This window comes from Pseudenemella bisphenolivorans (assembly GCF_051133435.1).
Lineage (GTDB): Bacteria > Actinomycetota > Actinomycetes > Propionibacteriales > Propionibacteriaceae > JAAYAO01.
Genome location: NZ_JBPGNY010000002.1, coordinates 13,368 through 37,528 on the forward strand (window position 1 = coordinate 13,368; position 24,161 = coordinate 37,528).

General features: G+C 68.0%; 24 protein-coding genes. 12 read left to right on the forward strand and 12 right to left on the reverse strand.

Translation table 11 applies throughout. From position 1 onward, the window contains the following. Positions 1–62 precede the first annotated feature (62 nt). From folE to dacB, 7 genes are all read right to left on the reverse strand, one after another. A complete protein-coding gene (folE, locus tag ACR4XW_RS04935) occupies positions 63–716 on the reverse strand; it encodes a GTP cyclohydrolase I FolE (RefSeq protein WP_434759425.1) in 654 nt (217 codons plus the stop codon). A gap of 9 nt (positions 717–725) precedes the next feature. After that, positions 726–2,813 carry an ATP-dependent zinc metalloprotease FtsH gene (gene ftsH, locus ACR4XW_RS04940; protein ID WP_434759426.1) on the reverse strand — a complete coding sequence of 696 codons (2,088 nt, stop codon included), beginning with the start codon at positions 2,811–2,813 and terminating at the stop codon, positions 726–728. Positions 2,814–2,909: 96 nt separating this feature from the next. Next, complete coding sequence (gene hpt / locus ACR4XW_RS04945) at positions 2,910–3,461, reverse strand: hypoxanthine phosphoribosyltransferase (RefSeq protein WP_434759427.1); 552 nt, start codon at positions 3,459–3,461, stop codon at positions 2,910–2,912. Positions 3,462–3,465: 4 nt separating this feature from the next. After that, a complete protein-coding gene (gene tilS, locus ACR4XW_RS04950) occupies positions 3,466–4,392 on the reverse strand; it encodes a tRNA lysidine(34) synthetase TilS (protein ID WP_434759428.1) in 927 nt (308 codons plus the stop codon). Positions 4,393–4,432: 40 nt separating this feature from the next. Next, positions 4,433–5,419, reverse strand: coding sequence for a zinc-dependent metalloprotease (locus tag ACR4XW_RS04955; protein WP_434759429.1), 987 nt, complete (start codon positions 5,417–5,419; stop codon positions 4,433–4,435). A 28-nt stretch (positions 5,420–5,447) separates the two neighbouring features. After that, entirely contained in the window at positions 5,448–6,938 is a 1,491-nt protein-coding gene (locus ACR4XW_RS04960; RefSeq protein WP_434759430.1) for an MFS transporter, read from the reverse strand. A 94-nt stretch (positions 6,939–7,032) separates the two neighbouring features. Further along, a complete protein-coding gene (gene dacB / locus ACR4XW_RS04965; RefSeq protein WP_434759431.1) occupies positions 7,033–8,559 on the reverse strand; it encodes a D-alanyl-D-alanine carboxypeptidase/D-alanyl-D-alanine endopeptidase in 1,527 nt (508 codons plus the stop codon). Positions 8,560–8,683: 124 nt separating this feature from the next. On the opposite strand from dacB, the gene ACR4XW_RS04970 reads away from it, so the two are divergent. From ACR4XW_RS04970 to ACR4XW_RS04995, 6 genes are all read left to right on the forward strand, one after another. Further along, positions 8,684–9,247, forward strand: coding sequence for an inorganic diphosphatase (locus tag ACR4XW_RS04970; RefSeq protein WP_434759432.1), 564 nt, complete (start codon positions 8,684–8,686; stop codon positions 9,245–9,247). Positions 9,248–9,262: 15 nt separating this feature from the next. After that, entirely contained in the window at positions 9,263–9,670 is a 408-nt protein-coding gene (locus ACR4XW_RS04975) for a CrcB family protein (RefSeq protein WP_434759433.1), read from the forward strand. Then, positions 9,667–10,023 (forward strand): fluoride efflux transporter FluC, encoded by a 357-nt coding sequence (locus ACR4XW_RS04980; protein WP_434759434.1) that lies wholly within the window; start codon positions 9,667–9,669, stop codon positions 10,021–10,023. Before ACR4XW_RS04975 ends, ACR4XW_RS04980 begins: the two co-directional genes overlap by 4 nt. Positions 10,024–10,087: 64 nt before the next feature. Then, positions 10,088–11,083: a TRM11 family SAM-dependent methyltransferase gene (locus tag ACR4XW_RS04985; protein WP_434759902.1), complete on the forward strand. Its 996-nt coding sequence runs from the start codon at positions 10,088–10,090 to the stop codon at positions 11,081–11,083. A gap of 11 nt (positions 11,084–11,094) precedes the next feature. Further along, positions 11,095–11,859, forward strand: coding sequence for an enoyl-CoA hydratase/isomerase family protein (locus ACR4XW_RS04990; protein ID WP_434759435.1), 765 nt, complete (start codon positions 11,095–11,097; stop codon positions 11,857–11,859). A gap of 197 nt (positions 11,860–12,056) precedes the next feature. Beyond that, positions 12,057–13,574: an HNH endonuclease signature motif containing protein gene (locus ACR4XW_RS04995; protein ID WP_434759436.1), complete on the forward strand. Its 1,518-nt coding sequence runs from the start codon at positions 12,057–12,059 to the stop codon at positions 13,572–13,574. 327 nt (positions 13,575–13,901) lie between these two features. Here the strand turns inward: ACR4XW_RS04995 and ACR4XW_RS05000 are convergent, their stop codons facing one another. Genes ACR4XW_RS05000 through lipP1 form a run of 3 tightly spaced genes read right to left on the reverse strand, consistent with a single transcriptional unit; the run spans position 13,902 to position 16,214 of the window. After that, entirely contained in the window at positions 13,902–14,726 is an 825-nt protein-coding gene (locus tag ACR4XW_RS05000) for an SDR family NAD(P)-dependent oxidoreductase (RefSeq protein WP_434759437.1), read from the reverse strand. A 22-nt stretch (positions 14,727–14,748) separates the two neighbouring features. Continuing rightward, positions 14,749–15,270, reverse strand: coding sequence for a nuclear transport factor 2 family protein (locus ACR4XW_RS05005; protein WP_434759438.1), 522 nt, complete (start codon positions 15,268–15,270; stop codon positions 14,749–14,751). An 8-nt stretch (positions 15,271–15,278) separates the two neighbouring features. Further along, on the reverse strand, positions 15,279–16,214 hold the full coding sequence (lipP1, locus tag ACR4XW_RS05010; RefSeq protein ID WP_434759439.1) for a LipP1 family hormone-sensitive lipase: 936 nt from the start codon (positions 16,212–16,214) through the stop codon (positions 15,279–15,281). A gap of 104 nt (positions 16,215–16,318) precedes the next feature. Here lipP1 and ACR4XW_RS05015 point away from each other — a divergent pair, with 104 nt between their 5' ends. Both ACR4XW_RS05015 and ACR4XW_RS05020 read left to right on the forward strand, forming a co-directional pair. Then, positions 16,319–16,819 carry a SixA phosphatase family protein gene (locus ACR4XW_RS05015; RefSeq protein WP_434759440.1) on the forward strand — a complete coding sequence of 167 codons (501 nt, stop codon included), beginning with the start codon at positions 16,319–16,321 and terminating at the stop codon, positions 16,817–16,819. Positions 16,820–16,849: 30 nt separating this feature from the next. Then, positions 16,850–17,710: a hypothetical protein gene (locus ACR4XW_RS05020; RefSeq protein ID WP_434759441.1), complete on the forward strand. Its 861-nt coding sequence runs from the start codon at positions 16,850–16,852 to the stop codon at positions 17,708–17,710. A 44-nt stretch (positions 17,711–17,754) separates the two neighbouring features. Here the strand turns inward: ACR4XW_RS05020 and argE are convergent, their stop codons facing one another. Next, complete coding sequence (argE, locus tag ACR4XW_RS05025; protein WP_434759442.1) at positions 17,755–18,921, reverse strand: acetylornithine deacetylase; 1,167 nt, start codon at positions 18,919–18,921, stop codon at positions 17,755–17,757. A gap of 112 nt (positions 18,922–19,033) precedes the next feature. On the opposite strand from argE, the gene ACR4XW_RS05030 reads away from it, so the two are divergent. The 4 genes from ACR4XW_RS05030 to ACR4XW_RS05045 all read left to right on the forward strand — a co-directional run bounded on the left by ACR4XW_RS05030 (position 19,034) and on the right by ACR4XW_RS05045 (position 22,221). After that, the gene (locus tag ACR4XW_RS05030) at positions 19,034–19,501 is read left to right on the forward strand and encodes a GatB/YqeY domain-containing protein (protein ID WP_434759443.1); all 468 of its coding nucleotides are present in this window, start codon (positions 19,034–19,036) and stop codon (positions 19,499–19,501) included. A 19-nt stretch (positions 19,502–19,520) separates the two neighbouring features. Continuing rightward, positions 19,521–20,417 (forward strand): DUF4031 domain-containing protein, encoded by an 897-nt coding sequence (locus tag ACR4XW_RS05035; RefSeq protein ID WP_434759444.1) that lies wholly within the window; start codon positions 19,521–19,523, stop codon positions 20,415–20,417. A gap of 64 nt (positions 20,418–20,481) precedes the next feature. After that, a complete protein-coding gene (locus tag ACR4XW_RS05040; protein WP_434759445.1) occupies positions 20,482–21,648 on the forward strand; it encodes a GTPase family protein in 1,167 nt (388 codons plus the stop codon). 18 nt (positions 21,649–21,666) lie between these two features. Next, the gene (locus tag ACR4XW_RS05045; protein WP_434759446.1) at positions 21,667–22,221 is read left to right on the forward strand and encodes a hypothetical protein; all 555 of its coding nucleotides are present in this window, start codon (positions 21,667–21,669) and stop codon (positions 22,219–22,221) included. A 7-nt stretch (positions 22,222–22,228) separates the two neighbouring features. On the opposite strand, the gene ACR4XW_RS05050 is transcribed toward ACR4XW_RS05045, so the two are convergent. Beyond that, positions 22,229–24,130 (reverse strand): propionyl-CoA synthetase, encoded by a 1,902-nt coding sequence (locus ACR4XW_RS05050; RefSeq protein WP_434759447.1) that lies wholly within the window; start codon positions 24,128–24,130, stop codon positions 22,229–22,231. Positions 24,131–24,161 lie beyond the last annotated feature (31 nt).

A 24,161-nucleotide genomic window follows, 5' to 3' on the forward strand; every position in this document is an offset into this window, starting at 1 on the left:
GATCGCCGTAGGGGTGCGTTTTCATCCACCGGCGTCATGCCCCGGGTGGAAAGTGGGGTGAATCAGCCCAGGATGAGCGACATGGCCTCGGCGCGGGTGGCCGGGGTCCGCAAGGCCCCGCGTACCGCAGAGGTGACGGTGCGGGCACCGGGTTTGCGCACGCCGCGCATGGTCATGCACAGGTGTTCGCAGTCGATCACCACGATCACGCCCTGGGGGTCGAGATGTTCGACCAGGGCGTCGGCGATCTGGCTGGTAAGGCGCTCCTGTACCTGCAGCCGCCGGGAGTAGGCATCGACCAGGCGGGCGATCTTCGACAGACCGACCACACCCTTCTTGCCGGGGATGTAACCGACATGGGCGACGCCGGTGAAGGGCACCATGTGGTGTTCGCAGGAACTCCACACCTCGATGTCCTTGACCAGCACCAACTCCTCGTGGTCGACATCGAAGGTGGTCGACAGGATCTCGGCCGGGTCGTGGTTCATGCCGGCGAAGATCTCGGCATAGCTGCGGGCGACCCGGGCGGGGGTGTCGACGAGTCCGTCGCGATCGGGGTCCTCACCGATCGCCAACAGGATCTCGCGGACGGCGGCCGCCACCCGTTCCTGGTCCACCCCGATCGGAGTGAGCGGACCGTCGACGTCGATGATGTCGTCCTCGGCCGCTCTGCGGGCCTCATCGGCGGCCCTGCGGGCCTTGCGTCGTGCCGGCATGGCCGAATCCTACTGGGTCGGTCCGGCGCCGGGACCCGGCGTCGGCGGGGCTTCGGGGCCTCCGGGCGGCGGCGGGCCGGGCAACACCGGCGGCGCACCGGCACCGGGTTCGGGCTGCGGACCGGGCAGTGGCACACCGCCCTGTCCGGGTGGCAACGGGGCACCACCGGGCGGGTTGCCGATCTGGGAGTCGTCGGCCGGCGGGGGCGGGGTGACCGGCGGCAGGTCCGACGGTACCCGCGACTCCGAGCCGGTCCAGGCCGGACGCTTCTCGCGGCGGATCAGCGGCTTGAAGACCTCTTCGACCTGGGCCCGGTCGAGGGTTTCCTTCTCGAACAGCTTGGTCACCAGGTCGTCGAGCACCGCGCGGTTCTCGTTCAGGATGTCGAAGGCTTCCTGGTGGGCGTTGTGGATGATCGCGGCGACCTCCTGGTCGACCACGGCGGCGACGTCCTCGGAGTAGTCACGTTGCGACCCCAGGTCGCGACCCAGGAAGGGTTCGGAGTTGTCGTCGCCCAGCTTGATCGCACCGAGGCGTTCGGTCATGCCGTACTGGGTGACCATCGCCCGGGCCACCTTGGTGGCCTTCTCGATGTCGTTGCTGGCACCGGTGGTGGGGTCGTGGAAGACCAGTTCCTCCGCGGCCCGGCCACCCATCATGTAGGCGATCTGGTCGAGCAACTCACCACGGGTCTGGGAGTACTTGTCCTGTTCCGGCAGCACCATCGTGTACCCCAGGGCCCGGCCGCGCGGCAGGATGGTGACCTTCTGTACCGGGTCGGTGCCGGGCAGGGCCGCCGCCACCAGGGCATGCCCACCTTCGTGATAGGCGGTGATCAGCCGTTCCTTCTCGTTCATCAACCGCGACCGCTTCTGCGGGCCGGCGATCACCCGGTCGATGGCCTCGTCGAGAAACTCGTTGGTGATCTGGCGGGCATTCTGCCGGGCGGTGAGCAGGGCGGCCTCGTTCAGCACATTGGCCAGGTCGGCACCGGTGAATCCGGGGGTGCGGCGGGCCACCCCACGCAGGTCGACATCGGGCGACAGCGGTTTGCCGTGGCCGTGCACCTGCAGGATCTTCTCCCGGCCGTCCAGATCGGGGGCCTCGACCGCGATCTGTCGGTCGAAACGGCCCGGACGCAGCAGGGCGGGGTCGAGCACATCGGGACGGTTGGTCGCCGCGATCAGGATCACCCCGCCGCGCACGTCGAAGCCGTCCATCTCGACCAGCAACTGGTTCAGGGTCTGTTCGCGCTCGTCGTGGCCGCCGCCCATCCCGGCGCCACGGTGCCGGCCGACGGCGTCGATCTCGTCGATGAACACGATCGCCGGAGCGTTCTCCTTGGCCTGGTCGAACAGGTCACGCACCCGGGAGGCACCGACACCGACGAACATCTCGACGAAGTCCGAGCCCGAGATCGAGTAGAACGGCACCCCGGCCTCACCGGCCACCGCCCGGGCCAGCAGGGTCTTACCGGTACCGGGCGGGCCGTACAGCAGCACACCCTTGGGAATCTTCGCCCCGACCGCCTGGAACTTCGCCGGTTCGGCCAGGAATTCCTTGATCTCGTGCAGTTCCTCGATCGCCTCATCCACCCCGGCGACATCGGTGAAGGTCGTCTTCGGGGTGTCCTTGGAGTGGATCTTGGCCTTCGATTTACCGAACTGCATCACCCGCGAACCGCCGCCCTGCATCGAGTTCAGCAGGAAGAAGAAGATCACGATGATGATGATGAACGGCAACAGCGTGCCCAGCAGCGATACCAGCAGGGAGGGCTGGGGGTTCTCGCCCTTCCAGGTCTCCAGGGTGCCGTCCGAGACACGTTCGTTCAGCCGCTCGACCAGGGCATCGGACTGCCGGCCGACCCAGTAGGCCTTGTAGCGGGTTTTGCCGTCGGCCATCGTCACCAGGATCTGCTGTTCGCGGTCTTTCATGACCACTTCCTGCAGTTTCTCGTCACCGTTGATGATCTGGACGACCTTGGAGGTCGGTTCGTCGCGGTAACCACTGGAGGAGTTGGCGAACTGCAGGGCGAAAATCAGCACCAGCAAGGCCAGGATGATCCATACGAAGGGACCCCGGATGATGCGCTGCACGTTGTTGGACCTGTCTCGAGGCGAAGTCTGAGCAGGTTGACCTTACCGCCGCACACCAATTAAGCGGAAAACCTCGCGGCAACGTCCGTCAGTCGGTCAGGAGTAGATCTCCGGGGTCAGGGTGCCGACACAGCGCAGATTGCGGTACTTGCCGGAGTAGTCCAGGCCGTAGCCGACCACGAATTCGTTGGGGATGTCGAAGCCCACCCACTTGACGTTGACGTCGTTGCGCGCGGCCTCGGGTTTGCGGAACATCGTCATGATTTCCAGGCTGGCCGGTTCGCGCGAGGCGAGGTTCGACAACAGGTACGACAGGGTCAGCCCGGTGTCGATGATGTCCTCGACCACCAGCACGTGGCGTCCGGAGATGTCGGTGTTGAGGTCCTTGAGAATGCGCACCACGCCCGAGGACTGGGTGCCCGATCCGTAGGACGAGATCGCCATCCAGTCCATATCGCAGTGGATGGTCAGCTCCCGCGACAGGTCGGCCATCACCATCACCGCACCGGTCAGCACCCCCACCAGGAGGGGCTCCTTGTCGCGGTACTCCTCGTCGATCTCGGCGGCGATCTCGCTGACCCGTTTCGCGATCTCGGCCTCGCTGATCAGCACATGGGTCAGATCCTGACTGATGTGTTCATGGTCCACGTGCTCAGCCTGCCACAGCATTCAATCGGCCCGCACGGCGCACCACCCGCATTCCCGGCACGTCGACACCCTGTTGCCCGCGCCAGTCGGTGAGCAGTTGATCGACGGCCAGGACGTGCCGGTGGGCCAGGTCACGGGCCCCGCTGGTGCGCATCCAACGCAACAGCACCCGGTGCCTGATCGCCGCGGGACGGGTGATGAGTTCGGCGACGTCGAGTTCACCCTCGCCGGTGCGGAGTTCTTCGAGGGCCTCGGCGGCCAGTTCGTCGAGCAGATCGGCGTCGACGGCGGCCTGTTCGGCGGTGCGGGCAAGGGCTTCGACGATGCCGGGGCCCAGTTCGGTGGCCAGCACCGGCAGCACCCGCTCGCGCACCCGCACCCGGGTGTAGGAGGAGTCGGCATTGTGCGGGTCGTGCCAGGGCCGCAGCCCGAGTTCGGCACAGGCGGCCACGGTTTGTCGGCGGCGGATGCCCAAAAGCGGGCGGCGGAAGCGTCCGCGTTGGGCCGGCATCCCGGCCAGTGAGCGGGTGCCGGAGCCGCGGGCCAGCCCGAGCAGGACGGTTTCGGCCTGGTCGTCCATCGTGTGGCCGAGCAGCACAACCGCGTCCAGCTCTTCGGCGGCCTCCGACAGGGCGTTGTAGCGGGCCTCGCGGGCGGCGGCCTCGGGGCCGGTGCCGCGATCGGTCACGGTGACCCGCACCCGGCGCACGTGCTGGTAGCCGAGTCGTCGCAGTTGGGATTCCACACCGGCGGCGACCTCGGCCGATCCGTCCTGCAGGCCGTGATCGATCACGATGGCGTGGGTGGCCAGGCCGGTGTGGCTAGCGGCGAGGTGAGCTGCGGCGGCCAGGGCGAGGGAGTCGGCGCCCCCGGAGCAGGCCACCAGCAGGTTGGTCGCCGAGTCGGGGTCGACCGCGGTGACCGCCTGCATGATCTGAAGGGTTTGTGGCCCCATCGCCCTTCGGGCCACCTCAGGCGGCCCTGCCGTCGATCCGATCGAGCCACCGGCTCGGCTGCTGGATCTCGTCCATCGTGGGCAGGGCGGCGGGTTCGCCGAAGGCGGTGTTCAGCCCGTCCACCCCGATGCGGGCGATCACCCGGCGGCAGAAGGCTGCCCCGTCCTGGTACTGGCGCAGTTTGGCGTCCAGACCCAGGACGCGGCGGATCAGCCGGTCGATCAGGCCGCGGTCGGCGGTGCGCCGCTGGTCGAAGCTGCGCCGGATTCTGGGCAGGGTGGGCACCACCGCGGTGCCGACCCGATCCATCATCACGTCGGCGTGCCCTTCCAACAGCGACATCAGGGCGGTCACTTCGTCGAACAGTTCCCGCTGTTCGGGGTCGATCAGGGTGTTGATCAACGAGCCGTCCCGTTCACGGGCGGCCCGGGCCATGCCTTCGACCGCGGACAGCCCGCCGAAGCCGTCCAGCAGGGCGTTCACCCGCACCCGCAGGTGGTCGACCAGCCAGGGGGCGTGGGTGAACTGCACCCGGTGGGTTTCCTCGTGCAGGCACACCCACAGGGCGAAGTCGTCGGCGTCCAGGCGCAGTTCGCGTTGCACCTTCAACACATTCGGGGCGACCAACAGCAGCCGTCCGTGCGGTGGGTGGAAGGGGTCGAACTGGCCCAGGATCCGGGGTGCCAGGAAGGCCAGGGCGGCGCCGGTTTCGACACCGCCGGCCTTGGCCATGATCGGGCCGCCGGTGAGGTGTCCGATCAGCATCTGCATGGTGTCGACGTTGGCCCGGATCCAGGACGGACGGTCGATCACCAGGGTGGGTGACAGGCCGATCGGGGCATCCAGTTGGGTGACCTCGCGGACGTGCTGCTCGGCCGTGCGGGCCGAGGTGCGGAGCCGTTCCACCACCCGGGCAACTTCGTCGGGGGTGGCCTTCGGCCCGGCCGGTACGAGACGGGTTCCGGTCGCGATCGCCAGATCCCAGTCCACCATTGCGGTCATGGTGGCGAGCCTACCCGGCCGGGACGACTCAGTGCCCGGACATCTTCGGCGCCACTGCCTTCAGGCGCAGCGACACCAACAGTGCCACCCCCAGCACCACCACCGACGACCAGACCGCGATCGAGCTGGCGTGGGCGAACTCGTCCGGGGCCACCTGCTGCACCACGTGGGTGCCGAGCACGGTCGACAGCACCGTGCCGCCGAGGGCCGCGCCGAGAGCGGCACCGATCTGCCGGACGGTGGATTGCACCGCCGAACCGGTACCCGATTCGGCCACCGGCACCTCACCCAGCACCACCGAGGTGACCTGGGCCGAGGCGAGTCCGACACCGACGCCGTAGACCGTCATGGTGGCCGCGACCCAGCCCGAACCGAGTTGGGCGCCGAGCAGCAGCGCCGTCCCGGCCGTGCCGATCACCTCGAGTGCCAACCCGAGCACGACCACTCGGGCCGGCCCGAGTGCGGCCGACAGATGCCGCGCCGACCCGCCGGCGATGAAGGCGCCGACGGCCATCGCGACCAGCACCAGACCGGCCCCGAGAGTGTCCAGGCCCAGAACGATCACCAGGTACAGGGGCAGCACGAAGATCAGGGAGAACTCACCCACGGCAACCAGCCCGGCGGTCAGGTTGCCCCAGGCGAAAGTCGGAATCGAGAACAGTGCGGTATCGAGTACGCCGGTGCGCGCGTTCTTCGTGCGGTGGTGCTCATAGGCGATGAAGGCGGCGATGAAGATCACCCCGAGAGCCAGGGCGACCGGGGCCGGGGAGACCGGCGCGTCCAACCCCCATTCCCAGGAGCCGATCGCCAGCACGCCTTCGGGTTTCCACCAACCGAGGTTGGCACCCTCGATCAGCCCGAAGACGAAGGAGCCGAAACCGATCGCGGCCAGCACCGGGCCGATCATGTCGCGGCCACCGGGGGTTCCGGTTGTTTCGGGGACGATCGCCAGGGCGGCAATGATCAGCACCACGCCGAGCGGGATGTTGATCAGGAAGATCCAGTGCCAGGTCGCGTAGGTGGTCAGCAGGCCGCCGAACAGCGGGCCGAGGGCGGCCGCACCGGCCATCACCGCACCCCAGATACCGAACGCGATCGCGCGGTCCTTGCCGCGGAAGGTGGCGTTCACTGTCGAGAGGGTGGACGGCAGGATCATCGCCCCGCCCAATCCCTGGACGGCCCGGGCCGCGATCAACGGCGAGGTGCCGGACGAGATCGCGGCCAACAGGCTGCCGACCACGAAGATGCCCATGCCGATCATCAGCATCTTGCGTCGTCCGAAGCGGTCACCGAGTCGTCCCGCGGTCATCAGCAGGGCCGCGAAGACCACCGAGTAGAGGCTGTTCACCCATTCGGCGCCGGTCAACGACATCTTCAGGTCGGCGATGATCACCGGCAGCGCGACACCCACGATGGTGCCGTCCAGCACGATCAGGCCCAAGGAGACGGCCAGCACGACCAGCGCGAGCCAACGCTTCCGCCCGCTTTCGGGGGCGGCGGATTCACCCTGTGTGTTCACACCTCCAGAATAGTTACCGACGCAGCGTCGTCAAAGTTTGGCGAGTGTTACCGCCACCACACTTCACCGGTTTTTTTGCCGGCCGCGGACGCAATCAGCCGCAGCCGCAGGAGGCCATCGCCGCCGAGGCCTTCTCCAGCCAGGTGCGCGCGGCGTACTCGTCCTTGGCACCGATGCTGACCATCGCGAAGCCGATCAGCGAGCCGTCGGCGCTGCGGACGTAGCCGGCCAGCGAGTGCACCTGGCGCAGGGTGCCGGTCTTGGCCCGCACCTGCCCGCGTCCGGCGGTGGTGCCGTCGACCACGTAACGCAGCCGCAGCGACCCGTCCACCCCACCAACCGGCATCCCGGTCATCACCGGCCGGTAGCGGGGTTCGTCGGTGGTCACCAGACGCATCAGGATGGCCAGCGCGTCGGTGGTGATTCGGGTGTCGCGGGACAGGCCCGAACCGTCGTGCACCACCATCGACCCCGACCAGGCCCCCAGTTCGGTCATGGTTTCGGCGATCGCGGCCCGGCCACCCTCGAAACTCCCGGGCTTGCCCCGGGCGATCGCGGTGTGGCGCATCAAGATCTCGGCGGCGTCGTTGTCACTGACCCGCATCAGGTGTTCGACGATCTCGCCCAGCGGCAGGGATTCGAGGGTCGCCACCTCGTCGGAACCATCGGGTGCCGCACCCCGGGCCGGGGCGCCGCTGACGGTGATGCCGTGGGCCTTCAACCGTTGGACGAAGACGGCCGCGGCGGTCGCCGACGGGTCGGCAACCCGCTCGCCGGGTGAACTGCCGTCGACTCGACCCTGGTTCACCGTCAGCGCCGAGACCGGGGTGACCTGATCGGCATAGTTCGAGGGCCAGGTGGGATTCCAGGCCGGCCCGGTGAACAGTGAATCGTCGTACTTCAGCCGGACGGTGGTGATGCCGCGGGCCTGGAGGGCCTTCGCGGTGCTCTCGGCCAGGGTGCCGATCGTGGGTGCGGGGTAACTGTCCTTCAGCGTGCCGGTGTTCAGGTAGGGGTCACCGCCGCCGACCAGCACGATGGTCGGTGGTTGTTGCGGTGCCGGTGTGGCCGGTGAGGCGGACGGGGATGGCGCCGCGGAAGGTGAGGGCGAGGCACTGTCCGGCGTGGTCGGCCCGGCCGGAGTCGGCTCCAACATCACCTTGGTGGTGAATCGGTGCTCGACTCCGTATTGCTGCAGGGCGGCCACCGAGGTGAGCACTTTCATCGTGGACGCGGGTGCGGCCGGGGCTCCCCCGTTCTCCGAATACAGCTTCGTGCCCGAGCCCAGGTCGACCACCGAGACGTGGAAGGTGCCGCCGATCTTGTCCCGTCCGATGCCGGCGATGGCCGCCCGCACCCTGGACGCATCGGGGGCGGCCGCGGTGGGCGCGACCGGGGCCACCGGGCTCTCGTCGAAACTCGGCGTGGGGGTACTGACCTCGGGTTCGGCGAAGCGGCTGGGGGCAACCGTGGTCTCCCCGGTGACCGGCACCCACAGCCCGGTGGCGTACAGGCCGCGTTCGACGGCCCGTCCGGCCACGCCCGAGATCATCAGCGCCACCACCGCCACGATCACGACAGCGACGATGAACGACTCGACCACTACCCGTCGACGTGTCACGCTCGTCCCATCTGTTCATCGCCGGCGGTTTCGGAGGCGGGACGCGGACACCAGCCCGTACCCCACCCCGGGGCGCGGTAGGCTGCCCCAAGACCGGTCGACCACATCATAGAGAGAGCCTCAGGTGACTGAAGACAACGCAGCACAGCGCACCTCCGCCAAGGTTCCCAGCGGGCTGGAGTTCTACGTAACCGTGGAAATCCCGAAGGGTACGAAGAACAAGTACGAGATGGACCACGAAACCGGTCGCATCATCCTCGACCGGACCCTGTTCACCGCCACCCAGTACCCGTCCGATTACGGGTTCATCGAAACCACCCTCGGGCAGGACGGCGACCCGCTGGACGCGATGGTGCTGGTTCCCGAGGCGACCTTCCCCGGCTGCCTGATCAAGTGCCGGGCGATCGGCATGTTCCGGATGAAGGACGAGGCCGGCGGTGACGACAAGGTGCTGTGCGTGCCGGTGGCCGACCACCGTCGCGACCACCTGCAGGATCTCACCGACATTCCGGAGTTCCAGTTGCTCGAGATCGAGCACTTCTTCACCGTCTACAAGGACCTCGAGCCCGGCAAGTCGGTCGAGGGCGCGACCTGGACCGGACGCGACGGTGCGGAGGAGGAAATCCGCGCTTCCATCGCTCGCGCCAAGGGCACCCATTACGAGGCCCTGCAGGTCAACCACTACTGACCACCCGATAGCGCTGTGCCCACCGGGGCAGACGAGGCGATCGGCCCATCGGGGCCGGTCGCCTCGCCGCGTTCGGGGGTCACTGTGCAGGGCCTGGCCCTGGTGGCCGTGGGCGCCGGGACGGGCGCAGTCGCCCGCTACGGAGTGGAACTGCTGTTTCCCGGTTGGCCGGCCCTGTGGCTGGTCAATTTGATCGGCTCGGCCCTGTTGGGAGTGCTGGTCGGCGCCACCGCCCGCTCGGCCGGTAAGGGTCGCCGGCTCAATCCGCTGCTCGGCACCGGGCTGTTGGGCGGTTTCACCACCTTCTCGACCGCTGCGGTGGCCGCGACGACCCCGGCCGGCTTCGCGTACCTGGTGGTGATGACTCTCGGCTGTGCCGTGTGCGCGGCGGCCGGTTGGTGGCTTGGAATGCGATCGCGATGAGCGTGCTGTGGGTTTTTCTGGGCGGCGCCCTGGGTGGGGTGCTGCGTTACCTGCTGGCGGTGTGGCTGCCGGCGCGTACCCCCGGGCGACTCTCCCCCGGACTCTTCGCGGCGAACCTGCTCGGTTCGTTGCTGCTGGGATCGGTGGCCGGGTTTGCGGTCGACGCCGGGTACCTACTTCTCGGGACGGGTCTGTGCGGCAGCCTGACCACGTTCTCGACCTTCGCGATCGAGTGCGTCCGGGCCTGGCGGGCCGGTCACCGGCTCGCTGCGGTGATTCAGGCCGCGGCGATGCTTGGTTCGGGCGTGGCCGCGGCGGCTGCCGGGCTGTGGCTCGGCGGTCTGCCGGGCTGACCCCCGTCCGAGCCGACCCGTCCGACGGCCGCACCCATTAGGCTGACCGGTTGTGCGGTATCTGATGTTGCTGAATCCCTCGGCCAACCGGGTCTACGGCGGGCAGGTCGCCTCCCTGGCCGAAGCCGAACTGCGGGTCTGCGCCCCCTGGGCGAGCGAGGTGGCCACCACCACCGTGGCCGGGGTCGACTACCTGGGCTTCACCACCGAGGCCGAGCCGAACCCCGACCAGGCCCGACTGTTGGCCGACCAGTCGGCCTTCCTGGCACTGTTCGAGATGCAGGACGAGAACCTGCTGCGTCCGGTCGAGGTGCACCCCACCGGCAAGCTGGACGACGACCTGGTCACCATCCCGAAGTACCAGGGCAAGACCAATGAGCAGTTCACCCGGCTGCTGCTGAACGTCACCCTGAGCCAGGTGCGTGGTGACAAACCCACCCCGTGGACAGTGCTCGACCCGATGGCCGGCCGCGGCACCACCTTGACCAGTGCCTGGTTGCTCGGGCACCACGGTGCCGGGGTGGAGGCCGATACCAAGGCGGTGGAGGCGATGGGCGCCTTCCTGCGCACCTGGTTGCGCCGCAAGCGCCTCAAGCATCGCGCCGAATCGAACCCGGTGCGCCGCGAGGGCAAGTCGTTGGGTCGCCGCTTCGACGCAACCGTCCAGCAGCCGGGCGGTCCGGAGTTGAGCCTGTCGGTGTTCACCGGTGACACCCGCCAATCAGCCGCGTTGTGGGGTAAACGACGCTTCGACGCGATCGTCACCGACGCCCCCTACGGCGTAGTGCACGGCTCGAAGGCCGACCACCGCCGCGACCGATCCCCCGCAGCCCTGCTCGGCGAGGCGATCGGGGTCTGGGCCGGGCAACTGCGGCCCGGTGGGGCGCTCGGGCTGTCGTGGAATACCCACGGTCTGGCTCGCGAGGACGTCTTGGGCCTGCTCACCGAGGCCGGGTTGACCCCGTGTGGTGACGGCGGCGAGAACGACCCGTGGCAACGTTTCGGGCACCGGGTCGATTCCTCGATCTTCCGCGACCTGGTCGTCGCCACCAAGAACTGAGAGGAACGCCGATGAGCAACCTGCTGGTCAGCCACGAGGGCAAGGTCGCGGTGCTGGAGCTCAACCAGCCGCCGGCCAACTTCTTCAACCACGAGTTGTTGACCGAGATCCATGACGCGATCGTCGAGGTGAGCAGCGATGACCGCTGCCGCGCGGTGTTGCTGTGTTCGGCCGGGAAACACTTCTGCGCGGGCGCCAACCTGAGTGAGGGCGGCCTCGGCGAAGAACTCGTCGATTGGGCCCGGACGCTGTATGCCACCGCGGTCACCCTGTTCGACCTCGAGTTACCGATCGTCGCCGCGGTGCAGGGCACGGCGGTAGGCGGTGGCCTGGGCCTGGCCTGTGTCGCCGACCTGCGGGTCGCCTCCCCGTCCACCCGCTTTCATGCGAACTTCGCCGGCCTGGGGTTCCATCAGGGCTTCGGGCTGTCGGTCACGCTGCCGCGGATCATCGGTGAGCAGGCCGCCACTGACATGTTGCTGACCGCTCGCCGGGTCACCGGTGAGGAGGCTCACCGTCTGGGCCTGGCCGATCGGCTGGTCGAGGACGGTCGGGTGCGCGAGGAGGGTCTGGCTTTGGCCGAGCAGATCGCTGCCCAGGCCCCGATCGCGGTGCGTTCGATGCGCAAGACTCTGCGCGGGGATCTGGCCGACCGGGTTCGTGCAGCGCTGCGTCATGAACTGGCCGAGCAGGCTCAGCATTGGTCGACCGCCGACTGCGAGGCCGGGATTGCGGCCAACCTGCGCCGGGAGACCCCCGAGTTCCACGGCCGCTGAGTCGCCTCTCGACCGCCGGTCTTCTCTGGAGTGGGCCGACCCACAACGGCACCCGGCCGCACTCCTTTCCCCCGCATGAGGTGCCCGCGCTCAGCACCGGCGACGAGCAATTCTGTGACCTTTTCGTGACCTCAAATGGTCCGCCGGATTCGTCTGTATGTTCGAAACTGTCAGTGGTGGTCCGTAGTGTTCTGTTCATGACCACCACCCCCGGTTTCCGTTCCGCCGCTGATGCCGCCGCGGCGTTGGATGATGCCCACCAGCAGATCGTGGCGGGCGAAATCCGCATCGGGTTGGCTGTCGCGGCGTTGTGTGATCTGCACCAAGTTGATGACCAGGCGTGGTTCGAGGGCATGGAACGTTGGGTCGACGGTGGTGCCGATGGGACTCCGAGGATCGGTGAGTTCGTCGCCGGCGAGATCGCGGGCTTGTTGGGGTGCAGTGTCGGCTCGGCGCTGGCCCGGATCCGCACGGTGATGAACCTGCGCCACCGCCACCCCACTCTCTGGGCCGGGTTTCTGGCGGGCCGGATGCGGTACTGGGAAGTCGAAAGAGTGTCCGATCAGGCCGTCGCCGCGGAGCTCGATGCCGCCGGATGTGCGCGGTTGGATCGGATGTGTGCGGTGGCGTTGCGGATGCAGCCGTGGGGCCGGGTGTGGCCCAAGATCCCGAAATGGATCATCAAAGCCGACCCGCAAAAGGCCCGGGAACGCGCCGCAGCTGCCGCCCGGGAACGGTATGTGCAGGTCAGTGGGATCGATGACGGCCAGGCCTGGGTACGTGGCCAGGTCGATGCGGCCGATGGGATCGCGTTCGACCAAGCCCTGGACTTGTTGGCTGACCTGGTCGAAGGCGAGACAAAGAATCACCGTCGGGCCGCCGCGGTCGGGGTACTCGCCAGGATGGTGTTCGGCCAAGACGCCCTCCCCGTCGACACCGACGGCGACGGCGAGACCGGATTGGTTCTGTCCGGCACCGAAGAGCCCGCCGGTCCCGATCTCGGCAAGACCCCGACCTCAGGTGCCACCGGACCGGGTGACGCAGAAGAAGAAGGCTTTGCCTCGGACCCCGATCAGGTGTTGCCCGCTGACTCCCTGCCCGGGGCGGGGGTGGGCGCAGCGGCATTCATCACCCCCATCACCCGCACCGCCGAAGTCGTGGTCCGCATCGACGCCGCAGACCTCATCGACCCCACCACCGGAGTCGCCAGCATCGACCGATGGGGCCACACCCTCCTCCCGCACCTACAAGACGTGCTGGCCGGCTGCCGAGTCACGGTCCGCCCCGTAGTGGCGGGTGCCGACCTCTCCCCGGTCGATGGCTACCGGGTACCGGCCGGCATGCGGTTGGCGGTCCAGGCCCGTAACCCGGTCGACGTGTTCCCCTATGGCACCCGACCCTCAGCATCGTGCGAGATCGACCACACCAACGCCTTCGACCATGTGAACAAGCAGGGCAGGGGACAAACCCGCCCCGACAACCTCGGACCGTTGTCGAAATACACCCACCGCCTCAAAACCCACGGCGGATGGCACCTCACCCAACCCGCACCGGGGGTTTTCGATTGGGTTTCCCCACTCGGGTATCAGTACCGGGTCACCCCCGACGGCACAGTGAAAACCGGAAAACCACCGCGCCGGACCGGGGTCAGACCCACACGGCTACCTGCCCGGACCCCGGCCGGCACCGGGTCGACCGGCGACGAAGGCGAATAGTCGGGTTACCAGTAATTCCCGGCATTTAGAACGCGCCCTCAACCCGAATCCGATATCGCGGAATCCCGGACGGGCGCACCTGGGTGGCACCAGGCCACGCTCACCAACTCGCACAGAGCAGCAGTTCCCACCTCGACCGGACTCGGTAGGGCATCGCCCACCGAGCTATTGGCATGCCCAAGGCACCATGCAGAAGCGCGGGAAGACCGCCGTCCTTGTCCCAGCACGGGGCTGCGCCAGCACCGGTCACCTCGACCCGTTCGTGGCGGACACCGACCCCAGGCCCTAGGAGTCAAACACACCGTCGCAACGATGCACTGCCCGGGCTCAGGTGCCGATCGGGTCGGTCAGGTCGATCAAGTGCCGACCCCGAGCCGTCACCAGGTCGTTACACCGCTCCTCGGTGAAGGCCCAGAAGTCACCGCGTTCGATGGCCTCGATCAGCACCCGGGCGGCATCGATCGGTTCCATGCCCTTCTCCTCGATGGAGGCGCGCATCGTGTCGAGGAACCCCGAGGAAGCCTGGTCTTCGCCGGGTGCATCGGTGTTGGCGTCACTGAAGATGCGGGTGCGCACCCAGTTCGGCATCACGACCGACACCTGAATGTCGGCACCCTCGGCGGCCAGCTCCCGATGCAGGGTTTCGGTCAGCGCCAGCACGGCGTGTTTGGTCGACACGTAGGCCCCTTGGTTGAGGGTGGTGGTGACCGCCCCGACCGAGGCGGTATTGGCCACGATCGCCGGGCTGCCCTGGGTCAACATCCGCGGGACGAAGGCGCGCACTCCGTGGAACACCCCGTCCAGATTCACCGCGTGCACCTGGCGCCACTTCTGCGGCGACTCCTCCCAGAGCCTCCCGACCGCTTCGATGCCGGCGTTGTTGATCAGCAACTCGACGCTGCCGTGTTCGGCATAGACCTGTTCGGCCAAGGCCTCCACCTGGGCGTAGTCGGTCACGTCGGTACCCGCCGCGCTTGCGCTGCCACCTTCGGCTTTGATCGCCTCGACCACCTGCGCGGCACGTTCGGCCGAGATGTCGGCCACCACCACGTGCATCCCGCGTCCGGCCAGAATCTTGGCGAAAGCCTCCCCCAGTCCGGAGCCGGCTCCGGTGATCACCGCGGTACCCGCGTCCAGTTTCAACAGTCCCATCAGTTCCTCCTCAGTCGGGTGGTCAGGCCGAGGGCGGCCACCCGGTCACGTGATACAGCGGGTCATCGGGTCCGGCCGAACCGGTGGGGCCCCGGTTCACCGAGGGCCGGTCACCGTTGTGCGGCAGGGTCGCGTCCCGGGTGGCCCATCGTTCGGCGATCAGCCATCGGCCCTCGCGGCGCTCGAAACGATCGATCATCCGCGACACCGCGGTGTAGTTGTTCGCCGGATTCTGCCCGCTGCGATCCCAGTGGGTGTTGATGCAGTACGACTCCACCCGGGCGGTGTCCCCATCCACCTCGATGAGCTGCTGGCCGATCAGGTGCTGGGTGCCCGGGGCCCGCACCGGGTCGGCCCACACCCGCTCCAACATCTCGATGAAGCCGTCGATCGGCCCGTCGTACCCGGCATGGTGATCGACCGCATCCGCGTGATAGCAACTGCGCACCAGCTCCGGGTCACGCCGATCCACGCCACGGGTGTAGCGGGCGGTCACCTCGGCGATCGCAAGCCGGTCGGCGAGGTCGGTCGGAATCTCGGTCATCGGTGCGGTCAGCCCGCCGACTCGGCGAACAGTTCGCGCATCATCGCGAAGATCTCCGTCCGCGCCTCAAGACTCTGCGGCAGGGTCGGAAACGTGACGAAGCCGTGGAACAGGTCGAACCGCCGATGCCACACCTTCACGCCTTCGTGGCCGAGCCGCTCGGCGTAGTCATCACCTTCGGAGCAGAGCGGGTCGAACTTGGCCGTCACGACCACCGCCGGGGGCAGGCCGGCCAGGCTCTCGGCGACCGTGGGCTTGATCCGCTGATCGTCACGGGCATCGGGGTCGGCGTACTGGTCCCAGTACCACTGCATCTTCGAGGTGGTGTTGTAGTAGCCCTCGCCGTAGTTGCGGTACGACTCGGACTCGAAGTCGTCGTCGATCACCGGATAGATCAACACCTGACCGGCCACCGCAGGTCCGCCGCGATCCCGGGCGGTCAGTGCCGCGGTGGTGGCGAGGTTGCCGCCGGCGGAGTCCCCGGCCACGAACAGCCGGGTGGCATCGCCGCCGTATTCACCGGCGTGCTCGGCGGCCCACTGCAGGGCGGCGTAGAAGTCGTCGTGAGCCGCGGGCGCCCGATGCTCGGGGGCCAACCGGTAATCGACCGAGATCACCAAGGTTCCGGTCTGCTTGGCGATCGTGCGGCAGAACTCGTCGTGGGTGTCGACATCGCAGAAGACGAAGCCACCACCGTGGGCGAACACGACCACCGGCAGGTCGGCCTCGGCGGTCGGACGGTAGATCCGCAGCGGAAGTTCACCGCCGGGCCCATCAATGGTCAGATCGTGCACCTCGGCCATCGGCGGGTCGGGCTCCAGCGGGCCGCGCCGCGACAGGATGATCTCGCGCAGTTCGGAGGGTTCATAGGCATGGACGTCGGGGGCGCCGGCGTCGAGAGCCTCCAGGAACGCACGGACTTCGGGATGCATGTCGTTGTCCATCTGCCGATTCTCCTAACTCGGGATTCCCACCGTAGGAGGCCGCCGAGGCGGTGCAGAGTGTGGTTCCGGTCAGTGGTTGCCCCACAGCCGATAAGGTGAGCGCCATGGCGAGCACCCGAACGTTGTTGTTGATGCGGCACGCCCGGGCACAGGACTTCGCCCCGGGCCTGTCGGACGAGGAACGTCCGCTGACCGAGGCCGGTGTGGAGCAGGCGGCCGCGGTCGGCGAGTTTCTGCGCGGCCTCGACCTGAGCATCGACCACGTGCTTTGCTCGGCCGCCACCCGCACCCAGCAAACCTGTGCGGCACTCGAACTCGGGGTTCCGGTGGAGTATTCCTGGGCGGTCTACAACGCCGGCTCGGAGCGGATTCTCGAGGCGATCACCGAGACCTTCACCGATGACGTCCGGGTCGGTCTGGTGATCGGGCATGCCCCCGGCATTCCGGCCCTGATGCACACTCTGGCCGACGACAGCAGCGACACCGATGCGCTGAAGACGGTCGGCAACCAGTTCCCCACCGGCACCCTGGTGCAGCTCGCCTTCGAGGGCTCCTGGCACGAGCTGGACGGGGCCCAGTTGCAACGTGCCCGGCTCGGCCGCTGAGGTGGCCCGTGGGTGAAAGACAATGTCTCGATGAGTGATCCGGCAGTCGGCCCTGCGTACTACAGCCCGAAGTACGGGCTGCCCGAATACGACGCCGGAACCGACACCGACCGCACCGACACCACTGACACCCGGACGGCCGAACGGGAGCCCTGGCGTGCCCCGGGTGTCGGTGCCGGACGATTGCAGTGGGAACCGCTGAGCCGACGCGACACCCTGTACCCCTGGGAGTACGAGCGTCCGCCCGAGGCCTGGGAACGATCAACCCGCACCGTCGACGAGGGGCCCCTGCCGGCTCGTCCCGAACCGGTGGCGCCGCTCAAACCCGCCGACCCACTGCCACCGGTGGACCTGGGGCAGCAGACCGCCCCGCCCAAGTCCGATGTCGAAGCCTTCCCCTCCCGAGCGTGGCCACCGCCGGAGCTCACCAAGAAGCAGTACGGCAAGTCGCGGACCGCCGGAAAACAGTCCGCCGGTTCCCAACCAGCCGGTTCCCAACCAGCTCCACGGGTGCAGGCCCAACCCTCGGGTCGGGAAACCGCCCCGGCGTCGGCTTCCCGCTACCTGCGACCTGCCCAGACCCAGTTACAGGCTTTCCCGCCCCCGACGGGTCAACCCGTAACGCCGAAGGGTCAGCGGCTGCATCCGCGTCCGACTCCACCGGTGGCCAAGAAGCAGAAGCGCAAGGGCGGCTTGCCGTGGTTCGCGCTGCTGATGATCGTCCCGGTGCTTTTCGACCCAAACCTCATGTTCTTGCCGCTGCTGGCCGGGCTGTTCCTGATCGGCTCGGCAAAGTATTACCGCACCCCGGCCGCCCGGGTCGGCTGGGGCGGCTTCGTCATCATCCTGGGCTTGATCGCGGTCGCAATCCACGGAGTGCTCGTCTTCTGAGTCACGCGCTTCCGAGTCACGCGCTTCCGAGTCACGAACCGCGCTCAGCGGCGCAGGTGCCCGATCAGGTTGTCGATGAACTCCTCGCAGGCGCGCAACTGATCGAGGGTGACGTATTCGTCGGCGGCATGGGCCACCGCAATGTCACCGGGCCCGCACACGACGGTGTCCACCCCGGCTTCGGCGAACATGCCGGCCTCGGTGCCGTAGGTGACCTTGTCCGGCAGGATCTCCAGGCCCAGTTCGGTGCACAGTTCGCACACCGCCCCGTCCCCGGTGTCCAGGCCCGGTACCCGGGCCAGCACCTCCAGACGGGCACCGGCCCGCTCGTCCTCGGCCCGCATCCGCTGATCGAGCCCGGCGACGAATTCCTCGGCCTCGACCAAGACCGCGTCGGGGTCGACCGCACCGATCGCCCGATACTCGAAACGCAGCGCACACCGGTCGGGCACGGTGTTCTGGGCGATGCCGCCATCGATGGTGTTCACGCTCATCGTGGTGTAGGCGATCGGGAAGGCCTCGTCGAAGGGCCCCTCGGTGCGCCACCGGTCGGCCCGCTCCCGGCACCAACGCACCAGTTCAGCGGCGTACTCGATCGCGTTGACACCCTGGTTGGTCAGCGACGAGTGGGCGGCCACCCCGGTGAAAACCGCCTCGGCGACATAACTGGCCTTGTGGGCACGGATCACCCGCATCGTGGTCGGTTCACCGACGATGCCGATATCGGGGGTGATGCCGCCCTCGGTGAAGCAGTCGACCAGGTCACCGGCGCCCAGGCAGCCGAGTTCCTCGTCGTAGCTCAGAGCCAGGTGCACCGGGCGGTTCAGCGGTTCGGCAAGCATCGCCGGTACCGCCTCGAGCACCACGGCGATGAAGCCCTTCATATCGGCGGTGCCGCGGCCGTAGATCCGGTCGTCGACCAGGGTCGCGGTGAACGGGTCGGTACTCCAGTCCTGTCCGTCCACCGGCACCACATCGGTATGCCCCGACAGCAGTACCCCGCCGGCGGTGCTGCCGTCGGCGGCCGGAATCGTCGCCACCAGGTTCGCCTTACCGGCCTGATCGGGGTGCGGCCGCACCTGATGGGAAACCCCCAACTCGTTCAGATAGTCGGCGACCTCGTCGATCAGTGGCTGGTTCGGGCCGCGGCTGGTCGTGTCGTGGGCAACCAGGCGTCGCAGCCAGTCGACGGATCGTGGCATCCGGGTCATGGGCACCCCTTTCGGCTCGGATCCTCAGCCTAGGGGTGCGGGCCGACACAAACGAGTGGTGAGCGGTTTCGTCCGGGCAGTAAAGTCGACGCGTTACCGAAAGGACGAGACTGTGGCCGAGCTGAAGAGTCGCCTGCGGGCGGACATGAAGGAAGCGATGAAGGCGCGCGAGGCCGAGCGGCTGGGCGTGATCCGGATGGCGCTGGCAGCGATCAGCACCGAGGAGGTCGCCGGTAGCGAGGCCAAGGAACTGTCCGAGGCCGAGGAGTTGCGGGTGATCACCCGCGAGGTGCGCAAGCGCAAGGAGTCGGCCGAGGCCTACACCGACGGTGGACGTCCCGAACTGGCCGAGAAGGAGCTCGCCGAGGCCGAGATCCTGAACCAGTACCTGCCCCAGCCGTTGACCGACGACGAGCTGCAGCAACTGGTCGATCAGGCCGTCGCCGGGTACGCCGCCGAACACGGTGAGGCGCCCACGATGAAGCAGATGGGGCAGTTGGTGAAGGCGGTCAATGAGCAGGCCGCCGGACGCGCCGAGGGCAAGACGGTCGCGGCCAAGGTGAAGGCCGCGCTGAGCTGAGCTGACCCGAACCGAACCGATGATTCTGATCGACCCACCGCTGTGGCCCGCCCACGGGACGGTGTTCTCGCACCTGGTCTCGGACACCTCGCTGGACGAGCTGCATGCTTTCGCCCAGCAGATCGGGCTGCCCCCGGCGGCCTTCGACCGCGACCACTACGACATTCCCGAACGGCTGTACCACCGCGCGGTGAGCCACGGCGCGGTGGAGGTGCGCAGCCCCGAACTCGTCCGCCGGTTGCGCGCCTCGGGATTGCGGGTCACCAAACAGCAACACACCGCCGAGCTGTGGCAACAGGCCGATCGGCTGCTGCAGCGGTGGCACCGGCTGCTGCCCGAGGCCCCCGAACTCGGCCGGCGGGTGCTCGACCGGTGGTGTGAACAGCACCGGCGCTACCACACGATGGAGCACCTGGCCGAGAGTCTGGACGCCCTGCGGCTGCTGGCAGGCAACGAGGTGCCCTTCGGCCGGTTCCCGCGGGCGGTGTGGCTGGCGGCCTGGTTCCACGACGCGGTCTACGACCCCGTCGCCGCCGACAACGAGGAACGCTCGGCGGCCCTGGCCGAGGAACTGCTGGACGGGGTGGTGCCGGGTGCGGAGGTGGAAGAGACCGCCCGCCTGGTGCGGCTCACCCGCGACCACGACCCCGAAACCGACGACGAGGCCGGCACGGCACTGACCGACGCCGACCTGTCGATTCTGGGCAGCACCCCGAGGCGCTACCGCAGCTACGTCCGTCAGGTGCAGGCCGAATACCGGATGGTGCCGCCGGAGCAATTCCGGGTCGGCCGGCGTCAGGTGGTGGAACACCTTTTGGCGCTCGAGCCCCGTTTCCACACCTCGGCGGGCTTCCGCACCTGGCGGGCCACTTCGGGCCGCAACCTGAGCGAAGAACTGGCCGACCTCACCGACTGAGCTGCCCGGCGTCGGCTGCCTTCCAGCGGCCGGGGGTCGGTGGCCGGGCCGTACCATTGTCGATATGACCGACTGGATCACCGACTCCTTCCGTTCGGAGTTCGACAAACAGGCAGCCTCGCTGGGGCGGGTGAACCTGGGCATCTTCGGCAAGACCGGGGTGGGCAAGTCGACGCTGGTCAACGCGATCTTCGGTGCCGAGGTGGCTCGCACCGGTATCGGTGAGCCGGTCACCCAGGGCAGCCACCTCTACCTCGACCGCCGCGGTCATCTGGGCCTGCTGGACACCCGAGGCTTGGAGATCGGCCGCGACGACAAGGACCTGTTGAAGGACCTGGAGAAGGCGATCAAGGAGATGCGGCGCCGGCCGATCTTCGAGCAGATTCACGCCGCCTGGTATTGCGTGCGCGGGATGGATCGGCGGTTCGAGGCCAGCGAGGCCGCCTTCGTCCGCAAGCTGGACGAGCTGGACGTGCCGGTGATCATGGTGTTCACCCAGGTGCCGAAGAACGGCGACCTCTTCCACCCCGATGCGGTGACCCTGGCCGAGTCGATCATCGCGATGGACCTGCCGATTCTGGGCGGCCGCCCGTTCATGACCAACGCATTGAGGGATCAGTTCACTGGTCAGTCGGTTCACGGCTTGACCGACGTCCTCGACGCCACCTTTCACGCTGCTCCGGACGCGGTCGCCAGCGCCCTCAACGCGGCGCAAACGGTGGACATTTCCCGGAAGGGCAAGGAAGCCCAAAAAGTGATTGCCGGGGCCAGCGCCGCTGCGGTGGCCGCCGCGGCCAGCCCGATCCCGTTCTCCGACGCCGCGATGTTGGTGCCGATCCAGCTCGGCATGATGGCCCGGATCGGCCAGTTGCACGGCATCCGCTTCGAACGCGCCGCGCTGGCCGCGATCGCGTCCACCACCGTCGCCACCCAAGGCGGACGCGCCGCCTTCACCGGCCTGCTGAAGTTCATCCCGGGGGCCGGGACGCTGGCCGGTGGGGCGATCAGCGCCGGGGTCGCCTCCAGCCTGACCTTCGCGATGGGACAGGCCTGGTTGGTGGTGTGTCAGCGGATCGTCCGCGGTGGCCTGCGCGGGGTGGACGGGGCGCTGGACAACCGCCAGTTGCGTGATGTCTTCGTCGAGGAGTTCCGCAAGCGGATGCCCAAGGTGCGCCGGGAGGCCGATGTGCTGACCACCGAGGATCAGACACCCGACCCACCCCGGCCCTGAGCCGTAGAGTATGGCCCCATGACCGACAGCACCGCCCCGAATACCGTGCAGCTCTCCCCCACCCGGGGCCAGTATGTGCACGCGTTCATGTGGGTGGTGATCGGCCTGCTGATCGGCGCCTTCTTTCTCTGGTTGGCCCTGCGCGGTGACCAGATGGGGGTCGGTGGCCTGATCATCGGCGGCGCGGTTTTCCTGATCGCGATCACCTCGGCGGTGTTGGAGTACCGCAACCTGCCCGGGGTGACCCTGGAGTTCGACGCCAACCGACTGACCGTGCGTCCGCACACCGGCGACCCGAGCGAGGTGCCGCTGGCCGAACTCGGTTATCTGGAAACCCTGCACCTCGCACCGCTGAAGCGGCGGGCCCGCCGCCGCGACGCGATGTTGCCCGCGGACACCGCCCGGCCGTCCTTCGGCAGTGGGCAGGCCGGTTGGCACCTGAACGTGGTCCGGGCCGACGGAGAACCCGTCGGCCCGGTATCCGGCTACCGGATCGGCCTGGACGAACAGCGCACCGAAGACCTGCGGGAGGCCTGCCGGCGCGCCGGCGTCCGGCTGAAACTCGGTTCCTGAGCTTGCCTCAGCGGATCATCGGCTTCGGCCCGCCGGTCAGCACCGAACGCAGGTCGTCCAGCACCTGCATGTCCTCGATGGTGGACGGCACCACCGCATCGGCCCCGTCGGCGATCTCGCGCATGGTCTTGCGCAGGATCTTGCCCGAACGGGTCTTCGGCAGGGCCGAGACCACGTCGATCTGCTTCAGCGCGGCCACCGCACCGATCTGATCGCGCACCAACTGCACCAGTTCGGCGATCACCTTCTCGTGATCCTCCTCGGCTCCCGACCGCAGCACGACCAGGCCGCGCGGCAACTGGCCCTTGAGCTGGTCGGCGACACCGATCACCGCACACTCGGCGACCGCCGGGTGGGTGGCCAGCACAGCTTCCATCTCACCGGTGGACAGCCGGTGGCCGGCGACGTTGATCACGTCGTCGGTGCGTCCCATCACGAAGACATAGCCGTCCTCGTCGATGAAACCCCCGTCGCCGGTGACGTAGTAGCCGTCGAAGGTGGTCAGGTAGGAGTTGAGGTACCGCTGTTCGTCACCCCAAACCCCGGCCAGGGTGCCCGGGGGCATCGGCAGCTTGGCCGAGATCGCACCCTCCTCGCCGGCGGGCAGCGGGGCACCCATCGGGTCGAGGACGTGCAGGTTGTATCCCGGCACCGGCACCGTCGGCGAACCCGGTTTGATCGGCATCGGCTCCATCCCGCGCATGTTCGAGGCGATCGGCCAACCGGTTTCGGTCTGCCACCAGTTGTCGACCACCGGTACGCCGACCTTCTCGGTCGCCCACTGGTAGGTGTCGGGGTCGAGTCGTTCCCCGGCCATCAGCAGGGTCTTCAGGCTGGACAGGTCGGACTGGGCGATGAACTCGCCGTCCGGATCGACCTTGCGGATCGCCCGGAAGGCGGTCGGCGCGGCGAACAACACCTTGACCCCGTACTCGGCGACGATCCGCCAGAAAGTACCGGCGTCGGGGGTGCCGACCGGTTTGCCCTCGAACAGCACCGTGGTCGAGCCGTTCAGCAGCGGGGCGTAGACGATGAAGGAGTGGCCGACCACCCAGCCCACGTCGGAGGCGGTGAACATCACCTCGCCGGGGGCGATGTCGTAGCACTCGTCCATCGCGTAACACATCGCCACGGCATGACCGCCGTTGTCGCGCACGATGCCCTTGGGCTTACCGGTGGTACCCGAGGTGTACAAGATGTACAGCGGGTCGGTGGCGGCCACTTCGACGCAGCCGGCCGGTTCGATCGCACCCGGACGCATCAGCACATTCCAGTCGATGTCGCGCTCGTCGATCATCGACGCCTCGGCCTGCGGGCGCTGCAGGATGATGCAGTGCTGGGGCTTGTGCTCGGACTGTTCGATGGCCCGATCCAGCATCGGCTTGTACTCGATCACCCGCTGGCCCTCCAGGCCACAGGAGGCGGAGATGATCACCTTCGGCTGGGCATCCTCGATGCGGCTGGCCAGCTCGGAGGGGGCGAATCCGCCGAACACCACCGAATGGATCGCGCCGATCCGGGCACAGGCCAGCATCGCCATCGCGGCCTCGGCCACCATCGGCATGTAGATCACCACCCGATCGCCCTTCTGCACGCCCAGGGCACTGAGTGCCCCACCGAGGCGGGCGACCAGGTCGAGCAGTTCGGCGTAGGTGTAGGTGCGCCGGGTGTCGGTGATGGCCGAATGGAAGATCAGGGCGGGCTGGTCGCCGCGACCGTTGATGACATGACGATCGAGGGCGTTGTAACTGGTGTTGAGAACCCCGTCGGGGTACCAGCGGTAGATCGGCGCGCGCTCCGCGTCGAGAATGTTCTTGGGCTTGTGGAACCAGTCCACACGTTCGGCCTGCCGTCCCCAATACCCTTCCGGATCGTTGATGGCCTCTTCGAATTGGGCGCGGTAGCTCATCTGGTCTCCTTTGACCGGTGGTGGTGATCCC